Annotated in this window: 14 protein-coding genes; 5 read left to right on the top strand and 9 right to left on the bottom strand. The window is 65.5% G+C overall.

The features are described 5' to 3' along the window. The first annotated feature begins 33 nt into the window (after nucleotides 1-33). The gene (locus GA0061098_RS16900) at nucleotides 34-810 is read left to right on the top strand and encodes an SDR family NAD(P)-dependent oxidoreductase (RefSeq protein ID WP_091957971.1); all 777 of its coding nucleotides are present in this window, start codon (nucleotides 34-36) and stop codon (nucleotides 808-810) included. 185 nt (nucleotides 811-995) lie between these two features. Here GA0061098_RS16900 and mdlC read toward each other — a convergent pair whose 3' ends face one another. The 4 genes from mdlC to GA0061098_RS16880 all read right to left on the bottom strand — a co-directional run bounded on the left by mdlC (nucleotide 996) and on the right by GA0061098_RS16880 (nucleotide 5,918). Beyond that, nucleotides 996-2,630 (bottom strand): benzoylformate decarboxylase, encoded by a 1,635-nt coding sequence (gene mdlC, locus GA0061098_RS16895; RefSeq protein WP_091957966.1) that lies wholly within the window; start codon nucleotides 2,628-2,630, stop codon nucleotides 996-998. A 137-nt stretch (nucleotides 2,631-2,767) separates the two neighbouring features. After that, a complete protein-coding gene (locus GA0061098_RS16890) occupies nucleotides 2,768-3,619 on the bottom strand; it encodes an HTD2 family dehydratase (protein WP_091957962.1) in 852 nt (283 codons plus the stop codon). Between the two features lie 15 nt (nucleotides 3,620-3,634). Continuing rightward, a complete protein-coding gene (locus tag GA0061098_RS16885) occupies nucleotides 3,635-4,738 on the bottom strand; it encodes a CaiB/BaiF CoA transferase family protein (RefSeq protein WP_165637413.1) in 1,104 nt (367 codons plus the stop codon). A 10-nt stretch (nucleotides 4,739-4,748) separates the two neighbouring features. Continuing rightward, a complete protein-coding gene (locus tag GA0061098_RS16880) occupies nucleotides 4,749-5,918 on the bottom strand; it encodes an acyl-CoA dehydrogenase family protein (RefSeq protein ID WP_091957955.1) in 1,170 nt (389 codons plus the stop codon). 125 nt (nucleotides 5,919-6,043) lie between these two features. Between GA0061098_RS16880 and GA0061098_RS16875 the strand changes: the two genes are divergently transcribed. Next, nucleotides 6,044-6,964, top strand: coding sequence for a LysR substrate-binding domain-containing protein (locus tag GA0061098_RS16875; protein WP_091957950.1), 921 nt, complete (start codon nucleotides 6,044-6,046; stop codon nucleotides 6,962-6,964). Between the two features lie 227 nt (nucleotides 6,965-7,191). Here GA0061098_RS16875 and GA0061098_RS16870 read toward each other — a convergent pair whose 3' ends face one another. After that, nucleotides 7,192-8,466, bottom strand: coding sequence for a cytochrome P450 (locus GA0061098_RS16870; protein WP_091957946.1), 1,275 nt, complete (start codon nucleotides 8,464-8,466; stop codon nucleotides 7,192-7,194). Between the two features lie 87 nt (nucleotides 8,467-8,553). After that, nucleotides 8,554-9,819: a cytochrome P450 gene (locus tag GA0061098_RS16865; RefSeq protein WP_091957943.1), complete on the bottom strand. Its 1,266-nt coding sequence runs from the start codon at nucleotides 9,817-9,819 to the stop codon at nucleotides 8,554-8,556. 296 nt (nucleotides 9,820-10,115) lie between these two features. Between GA0061098_RS16865 and GA0061098_RS16860 the strand changes: the two genes are divergently transcribed. Then, nucleotides 10,116-11,270, top strand: a complete 1,155-nt coding sequence (locus GA0061098_RS16860) for a YjgN family protein (protein WP_165637412.1) — start codon at nucleotides 10,116-10,118, stop codon at nucleotides 11,268-11,270. Between the two features lie 3 nt (nucleotides 11,271-11,273). Continuing rightward, on the top strand, nucleotides 11,274-12,386 hold the full coding sequence (locus GA0061098_RS16855) for a M48 family metallopeptidase (protein ID WP_091957938.1): 1,113 nt from the start codon (nucleotides 11,274-11,276) through the stop codon (nucleotides 12,384-12,386). Nucleotides 12,387-12,393: 7 nt separating this feature from the next. On the opposite strand, the gene upp is transcribed toward GA0061098_RS16855, so the two are convergent. The 3 genes from upp to GA0061098_RS16840 form a co-directional block, all read right to left on the bottom strand. Then, nucleotides 12,394-13,023 (bottom strand): uracil phosphoribosyltransferase, encoded by a 630-nt coding sequence (gene upp / locus GA0061098_RS16850; protein ID WP_011089974.1) that lies wholly within the window; start codon nucleotides 13,021-13,023, stop codon nucleotides 12,394-12,396. Between the two features lie 201 nt (nucleotides 13,024-13,224). Then, a complete protein-coding gene (locus GA0061098_RS16845) occupies nucleotides 13,225-14,463 on the bottom strand; it encodes a URC4/urg3 family protein (RefSeq protein WP_091957934.1) in 1,239 nt (412 codons plus the stop codon). A gap of 7 nt (nucleotides 14,464-14,470) precedes the next feature. Continuing rightward, nucleotides 14,471-15,727 (bottom strand): GTP cyclohydrolase II, encoded by a 1,257-nt coding sequence (locus tag GA0061098_RS16840; RefSeq protein ID WP_091957930.1) that lies wholly within the window; start codon nucleotides 15,725-15,727, stop codon nucleotides 14,471-14,473. 325 nt (nucleotides 15,728-16,052) lie between these two features. On the opposite strand from GA0061098_RS16840, the gene GA0061098_RS16835 reads away from it, so the two are divergent. Next, nucleotides 16,053-17,177: a threonine synthase gene (locus tag GA0061098_RS16835; RefSeq protein ID WP_091957926.1), complete on the top strand. Its 1,125-nt coding sequence runs from the start codon at nucleotides 16,053-16,055 to the stop codon at nucleotides 17,175-17,177. The last annotated feature ends 72 nt before the right edge of the window (nucleotides 17,178-17,249 follow it).

The raw sequence follows: 17,249 nt of genomic DNA, 5'->3' as shown, positions 1-17,249 counted from the left end.
GCAACGGCGCGCGCAAGGGTGTTGGAGTGAGCCATGAGCGGAGCTTTGCCGGCAGGTCAGCGGATGAATGGCAAGGTCTGCCTCGTCACGGGTGGCGGCAGCGGCATCGGCCGCGCCACAGCATTGCGGATGGCGACCGAAGGCGCCGAGGCGATCATCGTGGCGGGACGGCGCGAGGCCGAGCTCGAGGCGACCGCCGCCGCTTGCCGCGAACTCGGCGCGGAGGCGATCGCACTCAAGACCGACATCACGCGCGAGGACGACGTCGCGCGCCTGGTCGGCACCGCCATCGAACGTTGCGGCCGGCTCGACGTCGCCTTCAACAATGCCGGCTTCCAGGAGCGCCGCGCGCCGCTGGAAGAGCAGGGGACGGAGATCTATGATAGCGTGTTCGACACCAATGTCCGCGCGCTGTTCCTGTGCCTGCGCCACCAGCTGCCGGCGATGCTGGCGCAAGGGCGCGGCAGCATCGTCGTCAACGCTTCCGTCAGCGGCGTGCGCAATCCCAATCCCGGCTTCTCGCTCTATTCGGCCTCCAAGGCCGCCGCGATCTCGCTGACGCGCTCGGCGGCGCTGGAGAACGCCCCGCGCGGCATCCGCATCAACGCGATCGCGCCGGGCCGCGTCGTCACCGACATGATGCTCCGCGCCGGCGTCGGCGACGTCGCAACCGTCAGCGCCGGCCTGCCGCTGCGGCGGATGGGGAGCCCGGAGGAGGTGGCCGAGGCGGTGGTGTGGCTCTCGTCGGATGCGTCGTCGTATGTGGTCGGGCACGTGCTGGCGGCGGACGGGGGGTTTTTGGCGTCGTAGTGATGAGGTGGCACCACAAATTCAGTGTCGTCCCCGCGAACGCGGGGACCCATAACCCCAGGGAGAAGTTTGGCGAAGACTGGTCGTGTTTTTGCCCGCGGTACTGACACCGCGCCTTACCGATAGATCACGCGGTATGGGTCCCTGCGCCCCGTGCGCAATTGCGCACTAGGCAGGGACGACGATCAATGCTTCTGCCCGTACAGTACCGGCACCGCCGAATCCACGACGACCTCCACCAGGCTCGGCCCCTCGAACGCCATCCCGCGCTTCAGCGCCTCGCCGAGCTCCGCCGCCTTCGTCACCCGCACCGCGTGACATCCCATGCCTTCGGCGATCTTCACGAAATCGATCCCCGGCAGCTCCAGCCCCGGCACATTGCGCACCTGCATGACCTGGCTGAATGAGCGCATCGCGCCGTAGCCGGAATTGTTGATGACGACGATGGTGAGCGGCAGCTTGCGCTGCGCGGCGGTCCACAGCGCCTGGATCGAGTACATCGCCGAGCCGTCGCCGATCAGGCAGACCGTGCGGCTGCTCGGCTTGCCGAGCGCCATGCCGACGGCGGCGGGCAGGCTATAGCCGAGGCCGCCGCTCGCCATGGTGTAGAAAGAATCCTGGCCGCGCATCGGTATGAATTTCTGCATCGCCGGCCGGTGCGAAGGAATCTCCTCGACGACTGACGCACCATCCGGCATCGCCTGCGACAGCGAGTGCAGCAGGAACTCGACCGGCAGCGGATCGGAGGCTTGCGGCGCCGGCGGCAGTGTGCGGCCGTTCGGCGTGGCGCGCTTGCTCTCCGGCAGCAGGTCGAGCAGCAGGCTGAGTGCCGGCTTCATCGTCGCGACAATGCTGGTGCCGACGGGCGTCACCGCCGCGGCATCCGGATCGTCGGTGATCTGAAAAATCGTCGCGCTACCATCGAAGATCGCGGCATGGCCCTCGACATGGAAGGTGAACACGGGCGCACCGATCACGACGACGAGATCATGCGCGCGCAGCGCATCGGACAGTTGCGCCGGCGAGGCATGCAGGAAGCCGGCGAATTGCGGATGCCGCTCGGGGAACGAGCAACGCGCCGAGAACGGGCTGACCCAGACGCTGGCCTTCGCCTTCTCGGCGACGCGCACCATCAGGTCGACCGCACCGGCGCGGTCGATTCCGGGGCCGACGACGAGGGCCGGGTGCTTTGCGGAACTGAGCGCGGCGACGAGTGCCTTCATCGGCTCAGCATCGGGGCCGATTTCCCGGCTGACCTTGCGCGCCTCGATCGGCGCGCAGGCATGCGCCCAGTCGTCGATCGGGATCGACACGAAGGTCGGCCCGCACGGCGGCTGCATCGCGGTGTAATAAGCGCGCGCGATCGCGGCCGGCACGTCCTCGGGCCGCGCCGGCTCGACGCTGTATTTCACGTAGGGCCGCGGAAATTCCGAGGCGCGCTCGGCATAGAGGAAGGCCTGCAGCGGCAGGATCGAGCGCGCCTGCTGGCCCGCGGTGATCACGAGCGGGGTCTGGTTGCGATGCGCGGTGTAGATGTTGCCGAGCGCGTTGCCGACGCCGGCGGCGGAATGCAGGTTGACGAACCCCGCATTGCGCGTCGCCTGCGCGTAGCCGTCGGCCATGCCGACCGCGGAGGCCTCCTGCAGCGCCAGCACGTAGTCGATGTCGTCGGGCCAGTCGCTGAGGAACGGCAGCTCGGTCGAGCCGGGATTGCCGAAGACCTTGTCGATGCCTAGGGAGCGCAGCAGATCGAGGGTCGCCTGCTTCACGGTGGCGGACTTGCTGCCGGTCTTGCCGCCGGTCTTGCCGTTCTTGGCCATGGTTTCCGTCCTCGAATGCTTGTTATTGAGCCGTTATTCCGGGGCGCGAAGCGAACCCGGAATCTCGAGATTCTCAGGTGCGCAATTGCGCACCATGGTCCGGTCCTTTGGACCGTCCCGGAATGACGGTGTATCTTTCACCACACCGCCGTGCCCTTCATCGTCGGCTGCCCTTCCGCATTCGCGGTCCACAGCTCCATGCCCGCTTCGGTCTCGCTGGCGTTGATGGAGAACTCGGTGCCCTCGAACAGCGGCTGCAGGCCGCGATACGAAAACTTCTTCGGCGCCTTGCCGCCGTGCAGCTTCGCGGCCATCTCGATGATCAGCGCCGCCTGCAGCGGGCCGTGGAAGATCAGGCCGGGGTAGCCCTCGACCTTGGTGACGTAGTCGCGGTCGTAATGGATGCGGTGGCCGTTGAAGGTCAGTGCGGAATAACGAAACAGCAGCACGGGATCGGAGACATGGGTCTCGCGGTGCTGCGCCTTCGGCGGCGGGGGCGAGGCCTTGCCGCCAGCGGGCGCGCTGCTCGTCATCTCGCGATAGACGATGTCCTGCCGCTCGCGGATGGCAACGCCGCGTGGTGAGGAGATGCTGTGCTCGACCGAGACAAAGCACAGCGTGCCGGTCGAGCCGGATTTCACCTGCACGTCGGCAATGCGCGAGGTCCGCGTCGATTCATCCCCGACGCGCAGCGGCTGCAGGAACTCGATCTCGCCGCCGGCCCACATCCGGCGTGGCAGCGGCACCGGCGGCAGGAAGCCGCCCCGGGTGGGATGGCCGTCGGGCCCTAACATCGACATCGGAAACACCGGCTGCGCCAGGCACCAATGCACCGTGAACGGCGCGGCGTCGCCCGTTTTGGGCTCGCCGACGTCCTGGAACAGCGTCGCGCGCAGACCCATCACGAGTTGCGCGGTGACGATGTCGGTCGCCTCCGTGCTGCGGCCGATCCATTGCCTGAGATGATCGATGTCGAGCTTCTCGGTCATGACGCCTCGCTCTTCTTACTTCTTGGACTTTGGATTTTCGCCGATGGCGGGCACGGCGCCGTAAGCCCGCGTCTCGCCGACGATGATCGGCGCCGGTGCGGGATAGCTGACACGTCCCTGCGGCGTGTCGACCTCGATGCGGCGCAGGTGCGGATGGTTGGCGAGGTCAGCCATGGTGTTGACCTCGGCGAAGGCGATGTCGGCGTCCGACAGCCGCTTGAGCAGCTCGTCGCGCGTCATCTTGCCGAAAATGTCCGCCACCGTCGTATCGGTGAAATCACGGTTGCGCACGCGCTCGACCATGTTGGCGACGCGGGGATCGGCGGGCAAATCGGGTTGATCCAGCACCTTCGCGCACAACGTCTTCCACTCGCGCTCGCTCTGGATCGAGATCAGAATGTCCTTGCCGTCCTTCGAGGTGAACACGCCATAGGGCGCGATCGAGGGATGACGCAGCCCCATGCGCTTGGGTGGATTCCCGGCCTCGGAGTTGAGCAGCGGCACGGTGCACCAGTCCGCCATCACGTCGAACATGGAGATGCGGATGTCACAGCCCTTGCCGGTGCGCCCGCGCCCGATCAGCGCTTCCAGGATCGCCGCATGCGCGGTGGCGCCGGTCGCGACGTCGACGATCGACATGCCAACGCGCGAGGCGCCATCGGGATTGCCGGTGATCGAGGCAAGGCCGCTCTCGGCCTGGATCAGGAGGTCATAGGCTTTGCGATGCGCGTAGGGACCTTCGTCGCCATAGCCGGTGATGGTGCAGGAGATCAGTCTTGGATAGTCCTTCAGCAGCCGCTCGCGGGAGAAGCCGAGCTTGTCCATCGAGCCCGGCTTGAGGTTCTGGATCAGTACGTCCGCGCTTGCGATCAGCTTCTCCAGCTCGGCACAGCCTTCCTTCGTCGCGAGATCGACCACCGCCGATTGCTTGCCCCGGTTGAGCCAGACGAAATAGCTGCTCTGGCCCTTGGCCGCCGCGTCATAGCCGCGGGCGAAGTCGCCTTCGGGCCGTTCGATCTTGATCACCTCGGCGCCGGCATCCGCCAGGCGCGAGGAGCAGAACGGCGCCGCCACCGCCTGCTCGACCGCAATCACCCTGATCCCGTCAAGTGCTCCCATGATGGTGGCCTCAGTACGAGCGCGGCATGCCGAGCACATGCTCGGCGACGAAGGAGAGCACGAGGTTGGTCGAGATCGGCGCCACCTGGTAGAGCCGCGTCTCGCGGAATTTGCGCTCGACGTCGTATTCCTCGGCAAAGCCAAAGCCGCCATGGGTCTGGATGCAGGCGTTCGCCGCCTCCCAGGACGCATCGGCCGCCAGCATCTTGGCCATGTTGGCCTCCGCGCCGCAGTCGAGCCCGGCCTCGTATTTGCGCGTGGCTTCCTTCACCATCAGCTCGGCCGCGCGCATCGAGGCATAGGCCTTGGCGATCGGGAACTGGATGCCTTGATTTTGGCCGATCGGCCGGCCGAACACGCTGCGCTCCTTGGCGTAGTTCGTTGCCTTCGCGATGAACCATTTGGCGTCGCCGACGCATTCGGCGGCGATCAGGATGCGCTCGGCGTTCATGCCGGAGAGGATGTAGCGAAAGCCCTTACCTTCCTCGCCGATCAGATTCTCCGCCGGCACCTTCATATCGGTGAAGAACACTTCGGTGGTGGCGTGGTTCATCATGGTGCGGATCGGGCGGATCTCGAGGCCATTGTTCTTGGCCTCGCGCATGTCGACGATGAACACTGAAAGACCGTCGGTGCGCTTCTTGGCCTGCTCCTTCGGCGTGGTCCGTGCCAGCAGAACCATCAAATCGGAATGCTCGGCACGGCTGGTCCAGATCTTCTGGCCGTTGACGATGTAGCTGTCGTTGCCGTCCTTGCGCGCAAAGGTCTTGAGCGAGGAGGTGTCGGTGCCGCTGGTCGGCTCGGTGACGCCGAAGGCCTGCAGGCGCAGTTCGCCGCTCGCGATCTTCGGCAGGTACTTTGCCTTTTGCTCGGCGTTGCCGTGCCGCAGCACGGTGCCCATCGTGTACATCTGGGCGTGGCAGCCGCCGCCGTTGCAGCCCGCGCGCTGGATTTCTTCGAGGATCGCGGCCGCCGCGGACAGCTTCAACCCCGCGCCGCCATATTCCTCGGGGATCAGCACCGAGAGATAGCCGGCAGCTGTCAGAGCGTCGACGAACGCCTTGGGATAGGCCATCTCGCGATCGAGTTTGCGCCAATAATCGCCGGGGAACTGAGCGCAGAGTTTGGCGACGGCTTCGCGGATGTCGGCGTAATCTTCGGTGTGGTGTTCTTCACTCATGGCGTTTCCAGTTCTTAGCGGCAGTTAAGATAACGCCGGCCGATCCTCAGGCGTTGTGAAAACAACGCCAGCCCCCTATGCTCATTTGTTATAGCGTATGGAGTAGCCTTCCAGGATTGGCAAGCATGGATTTCCGGCAGCTCAGGACCTTCAGTTGCGTGGCGGAGCTCGGCAGCCTGTCCAAGGCCTCCGACACGCTGCGCGTGGCGCAGCCGGCGCTCTCCAGGCAGATCAAGCTGCTGGAACACGAGCTGCGCACCGAGCTGTTCACCCGCAACGGCCGCGGCATGGTGTTGACCGAAGCCGGCCGGCTGCTGCTGGCGCGCACCTCCGGCATCGTGCGGCAGATCGACCAGATCCGCGACGACATCCAGTCGTCCAAGGGGCCGCCGTCGGGCCAGGTCGTGCTTGGCCTCGTTCCCACCGTGAGCTGCGTGCTGTCGGCACGCTTTGCGCGGTGCTGCGTCGAAAAATTCCCCGGCATCTCGCTGCGCATCGTCGAGAGCTACAGCGGCCATCTCGTCGAATGGCTGCATCGCGGGGAGATGGATCTCGCTATCCTCTACGGCCGCTCGGCCGATCTGCATCTCAACGTCGAGAGCCTGGGGCGCGACAACATCGTCGCGGTCGGCCCGCGCGGCTGCGGCCTCGCCCGCAAGAAGAGCGTCGACATCGGCTGGCTGCTGCGGCAACGTTTGGTGCTGCCCAGTCATTCCCACGGCCTCCGCGCGCTGATCGAGCACGCGGCCGCGCAGCGCAAGATCAAGCTCGACGTCCAGCTCGAGGCGGATTCGTTTCGCGTGCTGACGAGCCTGGTCGAGGAGGGCCTCGGCTTCGCGCTGCTGCCGCCGTCGTCGGTCCACGGCGAGGTCGCGGACGGGCGGCTGGAAACCGCGCCGGTATCCAAGCCGATGACGCGCGAGCTCATTTTCGCTTCTCCGATCGACCGCCCGGTCTCGACGGCCTCGCTCGCCGTCACGGCGCTGCTGCGCGAGGAAGTCGCCGCCTGCCGCAAGGAAGGCGTCTGGGACATCAAATTGAGTTAGATGCGCTGACGTCGTAGAACAGTCAGGCGCCGCCTTGCCTTCGCATCTGGCGCGAGCTGTCATGCCGAAATTTTATAGCTGGGGTATTTGCCCCTCATCCTGAGGAGCGCGCCCCTGCGCGCGTCTCGAAGGATGCAGGCCCGGCTGGTGGCCTCGCCCTTCGAGACGCCTGCTTCGCAGGCTCCTCAGGGTGAGGGGAGAGAGTCGAGTGTGCCGCGGAAACGCAATCAGCCCGGAATTCTGACCGGCAGCGTCTCGTATCCCTTGATGAAGCTCGAATAGATCCGCTTGGGCTCGCCGACCACCTCGATGCGGTCGAAGCGCTTGAGCATCTCTTCCCAGACGATGCGCAACTGCAGCTCGGCGAGGCGCATGCCGACGCAGCGGTGGATGCCGAAGCCGAAGGAGAGGTGGGTGCGCGGGCGCGGACGGTCGATGATGAAGTCGTTCGGCTTGTCGAACATCTCCTCGTCGCGGTTGCCGGAGACGTACCACATCACCACGCGGTCGCCCTTCCTGATGTGCTTGCCGCCGATCTCGGTATCGGCAAGCGCGGTGCGCCGCATATGCGCCAGCGGCGTCTGCCAGCGGATCACCTCGGGCACCATCGAGTCGATCAGCTCCGGATTGGCGCGCAGCTTGTCGTATTGCTCCGGGCTCTCGTTCAGCGCCAGCACCGAGCCGGTCATGGTGTTGCGCGTGGTATCGTTGCCGCCGACGATGAGCAGGATGATGTTGCCCATGAGGTTGTCGGGGTCCATGTGGCGCGTGGCATCGTTGTGCGCCATCAGCGACAGCAGATCGTTGCGCGGTGCCGAGTTGACGCGCTCGTTCCACAGCTTGGACATGTAGGCGTAGCACTCGTCCATCTCGCGGCGGCGCTCTTCGGCGGAGGCGACGATGCCGCTCTTGGGCAGCGCGGTCGAAACGTCCGACCAGCGTGTCAGCTTGCGCCGCTCCTCCCAGGGGAAGTCGAACAGGGTCGCCAGCATCTGTGTTGTCAGCTCGATCGAGACGCGCTCGACGAAGTTGAAGGTCTCGTTGCGCGGCAGATTGTCGAGCACGGTCTGCGAGCGTTGCCGGATCAGCTTTGCCAGCTCGTCCAGATGTGTCGGTGTGAACATCGGCGACACCGTCTTGCGCTGCGACGAATGCCTCGGCTGGTCCATCGCGATGAAGCTCGGATAGTCGTAGCCTTCCGGCACGTCACGGATCGAGATGCCGCCGAGCGTCGAGTCCGAGGAGAAGATGCCGTGATTGGTGTCGACATGCATGATGTCGTTGTATTTCACCACCGACCAGTACGGCTCGATCGGCGCGTTGGTGCAGTAGTGCACCGGCTCTTCCTTGCGCAGCCGCTCGAACCACGGCCACAGCGTGTCGTCCTGGAACAGCCTGGGCGCGCCGGGGTGGAATTGCGCCAACGGCGTCGCATAGGCCTCCTCGCGTGCCCTGCGCATGCGTTCGGCCTTGTCCACTTTAACCGGCGCTTGGATGTTCATCGTCGTGGCTCCAGTTGGTTCTTCATCTCGCCCCGCCTTCTCCGCCGAAGCCTTGGCGGAGGCGGAAAGCGGGGAGAGGGAGTTAACTCATGCCGCAATCTTCACCGGCAGTTCTTCCAGACCCTTCACGAAACTCGAATAGACCCGCTTGGGTTCGCCGACCACGTCGATATGATCGAACCGCTTCAGGATCTCCTCCCAGATAATCTTGAGCTGGAGTTCGGCAAGCCTGAGGCCGACGCAGCGGTGGATGCCGAAGCCGAAGGAGAGATGCGTGCGCGGACGGGCGCGGTCAATGATGAAGTCGTAGGGCTTCTCGATCGCCTCTTCGTCGCGGTTACCCGAGACGTACCACATCACGACCTTGTCACCTTTCTTGATCTCTTTGCCGCGGAACTCGAAGTCGGCGAGCGCGGTGCGCCGCATATGGGCCAGCGGCGTCTGCCAACGGATCACCTCGGGGACGAAACTATCGAGCAGTGCGGGGTTCTCGCGCAGCTTGCGATACTGTTCCGGATGCTGACTCAGCGCGTGGAGCGAGCCCGACATGGTGTTGCGCGTGGTGTCGTTGCCGCCGACGATCAAAAGCACGAGATTGCCGAGGAAGTTCTTGGCGTCCATGTCGCGCGTCGCGGCGCCATGCGCCATCATCGACAACAGGTCGCTCTTCGGCGGCTGCGCGATGCGCTCCTTCCACAGCCGCGCAAAATAACCGGCGCATTCGGTCAGCTCGGCCTGACGCTCGTCCTCGGTGGCGACAAGGCCGTCGGGGCCGGGAATCGTGGTGGCAATATCCGACCAGCGCGTCAGCTTGCGGCGGTCCTCCCAGGGGAAATCGAACAGCACCGCCAGCATCTGCGTGGTGAGCTCGATCGAGACGCGGTCGACCCAGTCGAACACCTCGCCGCGGGGCAGATTGTCCAGGCACTCGGCCGAGCGCTTGCGGATGTTCAGGGCGAGGTTGTCCAGATGCGTCGGCGTGAACATCGGCGCGACGGTCTTGCGCTGCGCCGCATGGCGCGGCGGATCCATCGAGATGAAACTCTCGCGGCGCAGGTCCGGATCGATGTCGCGGATGGTGATGCCGCCGAGCGAAGACGCCGAGGAGAACACTGCGTGGTTCGTCTCGATCTCCATGATGTCGTTGTAACGCGTCACCGACCAGTACGGCCCGAACATCGAGTCCTTGCAGTAGTGCACGGGATCTTCCCGGCGCAGCCGATCGAAATACGGCCAGAACGTATCGGTCCTGAACAGTTCCGGATCGCCCGGATCGTACTGCTCCAGCGGCAGTGAATTGGCGCGCTCGCGCAATGCGTCGAGCTTTGCCGCGCTCTCGATGGTCCCATGCATGACCGCTCTCCCTGGCATGAACCGCGCGTTCTCGTTGAATTCTGCGCTGCGGTATTTGATTTGCAATTACAGCCGGTTGTCTGCGCCGGAGCAAGGGAGAGTTTTGTCACATCCAACCTTTGGGCGTGGCCGGGCTACGGGACTTCTGTCAACGTGACCCTCCGCACACCGTTTGTCGTGAAATCGTGACAGAAACCGACTGGAATCGAGGTAAATCGAACCCCGCCATCTTGGGGGCCGACCAACCTCTGATCTATAGTTTGACCCGATCAAGACCGCATCCCGAGGTTGCCGCCGTGAACGACATGCAATGGACGCCGATCGGCTCCGAGCCCTTACCGCCGCCGCTGCCGCCCACGCGGGTCGATTTCAGCGGTGACCGCTCCGAGTTCCGGAAAATGGTCACCAAGGGTGCCATGCTGGAACTCGTCACCTTCGGCTTCTACCGGTTCTGGCTCGTCACCGACATCCGCCGTCATCTGTGGGCGAACACCGCGATCGACGGCGATGCCGCCGAATATACCGGCCGCGCCAAGGAGCTGCTGGTCGGCTTCCTGTTCGCGCTCGCGATCCTGGTGCCGATCTACCTCGCCTACTTCCTGATCGGCATCGAGTTCGAGCGCTGGCAGGGTTTTGCCTCGACGCCGCTGTTCATCGGCTTCTACGCCTTCGGCCAGTTCGCGATTTTTCGCGCGCGACGTTACCGGCTGACGCGCACCGTTTGGCGCGGCGTCCGCTTCTGGATGGACGGCTCGGGCTGGGCCTATTCGTTCCGCGCCATGGCGTGGGGCTTGCTGGTGTTCCTGACGCTCGGCCTGGCGCTGCCCTGGCGCGCGGCCGCGCTCGAACGCTATAAGATGCAGCACACCCATTACGGCGATCTCCGCGGCGATTTCGAGGGCAACGGCTGGACCTTCTTCAAGCGTGGCTGGTGGCTGTGGCTGCTCAGCCCGATCGCGCTGGTGATCTTCCCGCTCGCGCCGTTCTTCTATGCGGAATTCAAGGCGCGCGAATGGCGCTGGTGGCTCGACGGCATCCGCATCGGCGGCGTCAGCCTGTCTTCGGACCTGCCGCACGATGCCTTCTACGGCCTGTACTGGAAGGTGATCGGCTGGTGGACGCTGCTCTCGATGGTGTTCTCCGCCTATCTCGGCGGCTCCGCCTTGCTGGTTGTCCAGCTGAGCGGCGTTCCCGCCGATCAGGTGTTCGGCTCCGACAATGCCGCCAGGAGCATCCCGATGGTGGTGATGATGGTAGCAGGCTATCTCGCGCTGGCGCTTGCGATCAACATCGTCATGCGGGTCTATCTTCAGCGTGATCTCTGGGCCAAGGTGCTGGAGACCGTCGAGGTGCACAATATCGGAGCCGCGGCGGATGTGCGCGGCAGCGGTCAGCTTGCCAGCGCGCTCGGCGAAGGTTTTGCCGACGGGCTCGATGTCGCGGGATTCTGAGCTGTGAGTGACGTGTTTGCCGAGGCCCCGGCGCAGGCCGCCAAGCCGACCATCTTCTTCGACGGCACGTCGAGCCGCCGGCGGCAGGTGACGCTGGCGTTCGCCGATGCGCTCGAGATCCGTGAGGAGGGCGGAACGCCGGTTTGCTGGTCCTATGCCGACATTCGCCGCGCCGACAGTCCGCCCGGGATTTTGCGTCTGGCCTGCACCACGGCGCCGCCGCTGGCGCGGCTCGAGATCCGCGACGCTGTACTCGCGGCAGACGTGACCGTCCGCTGCACCCATCTCGACGAGCACCGGACCTCGCGCCGCGGTGTCGCAAAAATCATCGGCTGGTCGGTCGCCGCCACCGTCTCCATCGTCTGCGTCGTGCTATTCGGCGTGCCGCTCGCCGCCGACCGTCTCGCGCCGCTGGTGCCGAAACCGATCGAGCGGCGCATCGGCGACGCCTCCGAAGTCCAGGTGAAGACCATCTTTGGCCGCAGCGTGTGCGAAGACCCCGCGGGCAAGGCCGCGTTCACCAAGCTGGTCAACCGCCTGCGCGATGCCGCCGGCCTCGACGACGATTCCATGACGGCGGGCGTGCTGCCGACCGCGGTGCCGAACGCGTTCGCGCTGCCCGGCGGCAAGGTCTACGTGCTGAGGGGCCTGCTCGACAAGGCGCAGAACCCCGACGAGCTCGCCGGCATCCTGGCCCACGAGCTCGGTCACCTCAAGCATTACGACAACATGCGCAGCCTGATCTACAACGGTGGCACCTCGTTCCTGATCGGCCTGTTGTTCGGCGACGTGACCGGCTCATCCGCCGTGATCTTTGCCTCGCGCACCGTCGTCGAAGCCTCCTATTCGCGCGAGGCCGAGAACGCTGCCGATACGTTCGCGATCGAGATCATGCACAAGCTCGGCCGCTCGCCGAAGCCTGCGGCTGAATTGATGTTCCGCATCACCGGCAAGGAGGGCGGCTCTGGCCTGACAAATATCCTCGCCAGCCATCCGCTGACCGAGGATCGTCTCGCCCGCATGACGAAAGAGGATCGTCCCACCAGCGGCCCGCCGTTGCTGACGGACAAGGAATGGCAGTCACTGAAGGGGATTTGCGGCAGCGGGAAGGTGTGAACTTCTCCTACCGCGTCCCGTAAGCGCGGTCGCCGGCGTCGCCGAGGCCCGGCAAAATAAAGCCGTTCTCGTCGAGGCCTTCATCCACCGCAGCAGTCCAGATCGGAACGTCCGGATGCAATCCGCGCAGCCGCTCGAGCCCTTCGGGCGCTGCGATCAGGCAGGCGAGGCGAATGTCCTTGGCGCCGCGCTCCTTCAGCCGGTCGATCGCGGCCACCGCCGTGTTGGCGGTCGCGACGACAGGCGTCACCACGATGGCGAGGCGCTCGCCGAGGTCGGATGGTGATTTGAAGAAATACTCGACCGCGGCAAAGCTGTGCGGCTCGCGGTAGAGCCCGATATGGGCGACGCGCGCGGTCGGCACCAGGTCCATCATGCCGTCGACGAAGGTGGTGCCGGCGCGCAGCATCGGCACGAACACCAGCTTCTTGCCGGCGATCTTGGCCGAATGCATCGTCGCCAGCGGCGTCTCGATCACGGTATCCGCGAGCGGCAAATCGCGCGTCACCTCGTAGCAAAGAAGCATGCCGATCTCCTTGATCAGCTCGCGGAACGACTTTGTTGAAATCGATTTGTCCCGCACCAGCGTCAGCTTGTGCTGCACCAGCGGATGATCGACGATCGTGACGCCTTCCATGTAACGCTCCTAACGAAATGCGCGTTGGTTGAAATGCAACGAGCCGGCGCTTCTTCGCTTTTCCCCTTGTGGGAGAAGGTGGCGCGAAGCGCCGGATGAGGGGTTGTCTCCGCGAACTTCACTGAGAGATGGGTTCGCGGAGAGAACCCCTCACCCGGCTTCGCCTTCGCGAAGCCACCCTCTCCCACAAGGGGAGAGGGTTTAAAAAACCGTGCCGTCGCTGATGACCTTGAGCGGGGGTGATCCATCGGGCCGGCGCGCAAAGGCAATGGCGCGGCCCGCGGCCCAGGTGCCGCCTTCCAATATGCTGGCGAGCGGCAGTGTTTCGGGCGTGCGGCCGAGTTTTGTGCGAACCAGTTCGGCCAGCCGGTCCAGCAGCGCGACCGTCAGCGCACGCCATTCCACCACGAGCAGCGAGTCCACCGCATGTGCGCGCTCGGCATCCGCGGCGTCGCGCAGGCGCAGCACCTCGTGATCAACGAACAGGCCGCCATTGCGGTATTCGGCAAGCCCGGTGAGGCCGTCGATGTCAGTCACATCGAGGCCGGCGCGCTGCAGCGGCTCGATCAGTGAATAGCTCAGCCATTGCGACAGCTTGTGCAGCGGCACGAGGCCCGCCGTGCCGTCGTCCGCCTTGATCGCCGGATGCCGCCAGCAATCGCCGAGCGGAATTTTTGCGAGCTCGAGCCGCGAGGGCCAGATCGGCCCGAGCTGGTTCAGCACCGCCGACAGGATCGCGGGCGCGGGAACGGCGCCGCCATTCGCCTGCGCCGCGATGTGGTCGAACAGGCCGCCCGGGCGCGGCGTATCATTCAAGCCGAAAACGTCGGCGCGCTCGGCGACGTGCCGGCCAAGGCGCCGCAACAGATCGGTGCGCCCCTCCAGCCCGACCAGGGGATTGGCATCGCTCACCTGAAAGGCGGAGGTGAGGGATGCCAGGGGCAGTTTTGCCAGCACCTCGGCATCGGCTCTGAATGGCGCGCGCGCATCGCCCGAGAAAAGGCCGCTCGCAAACATGTCGAGGCTGGCGATCGCCAGCCCCTCGGACCGGCCGATGCTTTCGCCGCTCATGGCATCGCGATAGCGCCAGGCCGCGCCCGCGCCGGCATCGAGCAGCACGCTGACGATGGCGAGGTCGAACTCCGCGCGCGCCCGCGCGGCGCGGTCCGGCCACGAAGCAGCGTCAGCAAGCTTCGCCCAGCGGTCGACGCCGCCAAGCACAAAATGCCGCCAGCGCGCATGGAAGGGAATCTCCAGCGCCGGATAGGCTTTTCGCGTCACCGCGAGCACGGCCTCCGCGACGCCATCCATCCGGTCGAGATCGATCGTGAAGTGGCTCAAGCCGCCGGCAAGGCCGATCTCCAGCATCTGCCCGGCCCGCGCGCGCACCGCATCTGCGGTGAGCAGGGAGCGTGCTTGCAATTCCAAAGCCTCCGCCATCGCGCGATCAGTATTTTTCCAGCGAACGTCCGACCACGCCGTCCACGTCCTTCTCGGGCGCGATGTCGGTCGAGTAATAGCCGGCCGCCTTCTTCGCGGCGATCTCGACATAGGCGTCGGCGGGAATCAACTCCGGAGGGATCGGCACGCGCTCGACGATGTCGATGCCTTGGGAGGTCAGCGCGTCGTGCTTCATGTCGCTCATCGACAGGAAGCGGTCGATGCGCTTCAAGCCCAGCCAGTGGATCGTATCCGGCATCAATTGCTGGAAGCGCGCGTCCTGGACGCCGGCGACGCATTCGGTGCGCTCGAAATAGGCGGCGGCCGCATCGCCGTCCTCCTGGCGCTTGCGCGCATTGTAGACCAGGAATTTGGTGACCTCGCCGAGCGCGCGGCCTTCCTTGCGGTTGTAGACGACGAGCCCGAGCCCACCCTCCTGCGCGCCGCGTGCGGATTCCTCGATGCCGTGGATCAGATAGGGCCGGCAGGTGCAGATGTCGGAGCCGAACACGTCGGAGCCGTTGCACTCGTCATGCACGCGGCAGGTGATCTTTGTGCGATGGTCCGGCAGTTTCGTCACATCGCCGAACATGTAGACCGTGGTGCCGCCGATCGGCGGCAGGAACACCTTCATGTCCGGCCGCGTCACGAGCTCGGGGAACATGCCGGCGGTCTGCTCGAACAGCGTGCGCCGCAGCTCGGTCTCAGCGGTGCCAAAGCGCGCCGCAAGCCCCGGCAGGTACCAGACCGGATCGATCGCGATCTTCACGACGGAGACGCTGCCATTGGCATGCACGACCTCGCCGTCGGCGCGCAGCCGCTTTGCGGCCAGCGCCTCGCGGATCTCCGGCAGGTCCAGCCGCGCCCGCGTCACCGCGATGCTCGGGCGGATGTCGGAGCCTTCTGCGATCTCCTTGCCGAAATTCTCGGCGACCAGATGCCCCCACGGATCGAGCGCGACGATCTTGGTGGGATCCCGCCATTGCTCGAACGGCCCGATGGTCGCGGCCGGAAAGGTGTTGGTGAGGTCGGGCCTGCGAATCGGATCGAGCGCGCCGGCGGAGACCGCGAGCGCGCGGTACATCGCATAGGACCCGCCATGGCTGCCGATCACGTTGCGATCCCCAGCGCGCGACACCGTGCCGATGATCGGTCCGCGGGCGCGCGCCTCGGTGGCGCCCCAGTGGATCGGGAAGGCGGACTTCCGGCCCGGCTCCGGATGCGAAGTCAGGCGGATGTGGTCGGTACGGTTCGCGCGGCTCATGACCAAACTCCTAAAAAGCCAACGGCCCGCCGCTCGGACGGGCCTGGCTCGGTCGCGTTGCCGACGCGGAACATCGGCGACGCAAGCTCAATCCAACATATTGTAGCGGCAAGACGCGACAGACAAGTTAATCGTGGCGTCTGGTCCCGAGGTTCGTTCCCGCGCTCGCCCGGAGGGACGAAGGACGCCGCGCTACGCCGTATATATATGTAATTGCTTGAATTTTTGAAGGGGCAGGGGCTCGCCGGCGTTCCAACGAGCGACTGGATAAAACCCGCATATTCAGACATATCGACTGGATCGGCTGCCCGCCCCGGAGACCCCCATGCCCGCCAGCTACATCGACCCCCGCAACGGAAAGCTCTACCCGCTCGACCAGCCGCGCTGGTGCTCGGACGAGCGCACGCCGCTTCTGGTGACGCCGGGGGCGGGGATCTCGCGCGAGGACATTGACGGCCGCACGCGTTCGCTCTGGCGCTACCGGGCGGCGCTGCCGGTCGAGATCAAGACCCCGGTCACGCTCGGCGAAGGCTGCACGCCGCTGGTGCAGCAGGATTGGGGCGAGTTGCGGCCGTTTTTCAAGCTCGAATGGTTCAACCCGACCGGCAGCTTCAAGGATCGCGGCTCGGCCGTGATGTTGTCCTTCCTGCGGCAGATCGGCGTCGACGCCATTCTCGAAGATTCTTCCGGCAATGGCGGCTCGTCGATGGCCGGGCTGGGTGCCGCCGGCGGCATGCGCGTGAAGATTTTGGCGCCGGCCTCGACGTCTCCGGCGAAGATCGCGCAGGTGCGGGCCTACGGCGCCGCGGTGCAGCTCGTCGAGGGCCCGCGCGAGGAATCGGAAGCCGAGGCGATCCGCCAGTCGAGCCAGACCTTCTATGCCAGCCACAATTGGCAGCCGTTCTTCCTCGAAGGCACCAAATCGCTCGCCTATGAGATCTGGGAAGACCTCGGCTTTCGCGCGCCCGACAACGTCATCGTTCCCGTCGGCGCCGGCAGCAGCCTGCTCGGATGCGCCTTCGGCTTCCGCGAGCTGTTGAAGGCAGGCCAGATCGCAAAGCTGCCGCGGCTGTTTGCGGCGCAGCCGCTCAACTGTTCGCCGATCGATGCGAGCTTCAAGGCCGGTGTCGATACGCCTGTCGCGCGCGAAGTGAACAAGACCATCGCCGAAGGCACCGCCATCAAGCACCCGCTGCGCCTTCGCGAGATCATCGCGGCCTTGCGCGAGAGCAGCGGCGGCACCGTCGCGCTGACTGAGGACGAGATCGTCGCCGCCCTGCGGCGCCTCGCGCGGCAAGGCCTGTTCGCCGAGCCGACCAGCGCCAGTGCTGCCGCCGCGCTGGAAAAACTATCCGCCACCGGCGCCATCAAGGCGAACGAGACCACGGTTGCAGTCCTCACCGGCACCGGCCTGAAGGCCGCGACCACGGTTGCCGATCTCGTGCAATAGGGCTGCGACGATGAGAGACCGTGCCGTCGCTGTCATGCGGCCGCGTTGAACCTTCGGCGACCTTCGCCAGCC

Source organism: Bradyrhizobium shewense (genome assembly GCF_900094605.1).
In the GTDB taxonomy this organism is placed as follows: domain Bacteria; phylum Pseudomonadota; class Alphaproteobacteria; order Rhizobiales; family Xanthobacteraceae; genus Bradyrhizobium; species Bradyrhizobium shewense.
Note: the sequence above shows the minus strand (reverse complement) of the source record. Positions and strands in the feature narration are given on the sequence as shown.

Coding starts and splice junctions, on each gene's coding strand:
- GA0061098_RS16900 (WP_091957971.1), top strand. CDS start 34: ATGAGCGGAGCTTTGCCGGCAGGTCAGCGGATGAATGGCAAGGTCTGC.
- mdlC (WP_091957966.1), bottom strand. CDS start 2,630: ATGGCCAAGAACGGCAAGACCGGCGGCAAGACCGGCAGCAAGTCCGCC.
- GA0061098_RS16890 (WP_091957962.1), bottom strand. CDS start 3,619: ATGACCGAGAAGCTCGACATCGATCATCTCAGGCAATGGATCGGCCGC.
- GA0061098_RS16885 (WP_165637413.1), bottom strand. CDS start 4,738: ATGGGAGCACTTGACGGGATCAGGGTGATTGCGGTCGAGCAGGCGGTG.
- GA0061098_RS16880 (WP_091957955.1), bottom strand. CDS start 5,918: ATGAGTGAAGAACACCACACCGAAGATTACGCCGACATCCGCGAAGCC.
- GA0061098_RS16875 (WP_091957950.1), top strand. CDS start 6,044: ATGGATTTCCGGCAGCTCAGGACCTTCAGTTGCGTGGCGGAGCTCGGC.
- GA0061098_RS16870 (WP_091957946.1), bottom strand. CDS start 8,466: ATGAACATCCAAGCGCCGGTTAAAGTGGACAAGGCCGAACGCATGCGC.
- GA0061098_RS16865 (WP_091957943.1), bottom strand. CDS start 9,819: ATGCATGGGACCATCGAGAGCGCGGCAAAGCTCGACGCATTGCGCGAG.
- upp (WP_011089974.1), bottom strand. CDS start 13,023: ATGGAAGGCGTCACGATCGTCGATCATCCGCTGGTGCAGCACAAGCTG.
- GA0061098_RS16845 (WP_091957934.1), bottom strand. CDS start 14,463: ATGGCGGAGGCTTTGGAATTGCAAGCACGCTCCCTGCTCACCGCAGAT.
- GA0061098_RS16840 (WP_091957930.1), bottom strand. CDS start 15,727: ATGAGCCGCGCGAACCGTACCGACCACATCCGCCTGACTTCGCATCCG.
- GA0061098_RS16835 (WP_091957926.1), top strand. CDS start 16,053: ATGCCCGCCAGCTACATCGACCCCCGCAACGGAAAGCTCTACCCGCTC.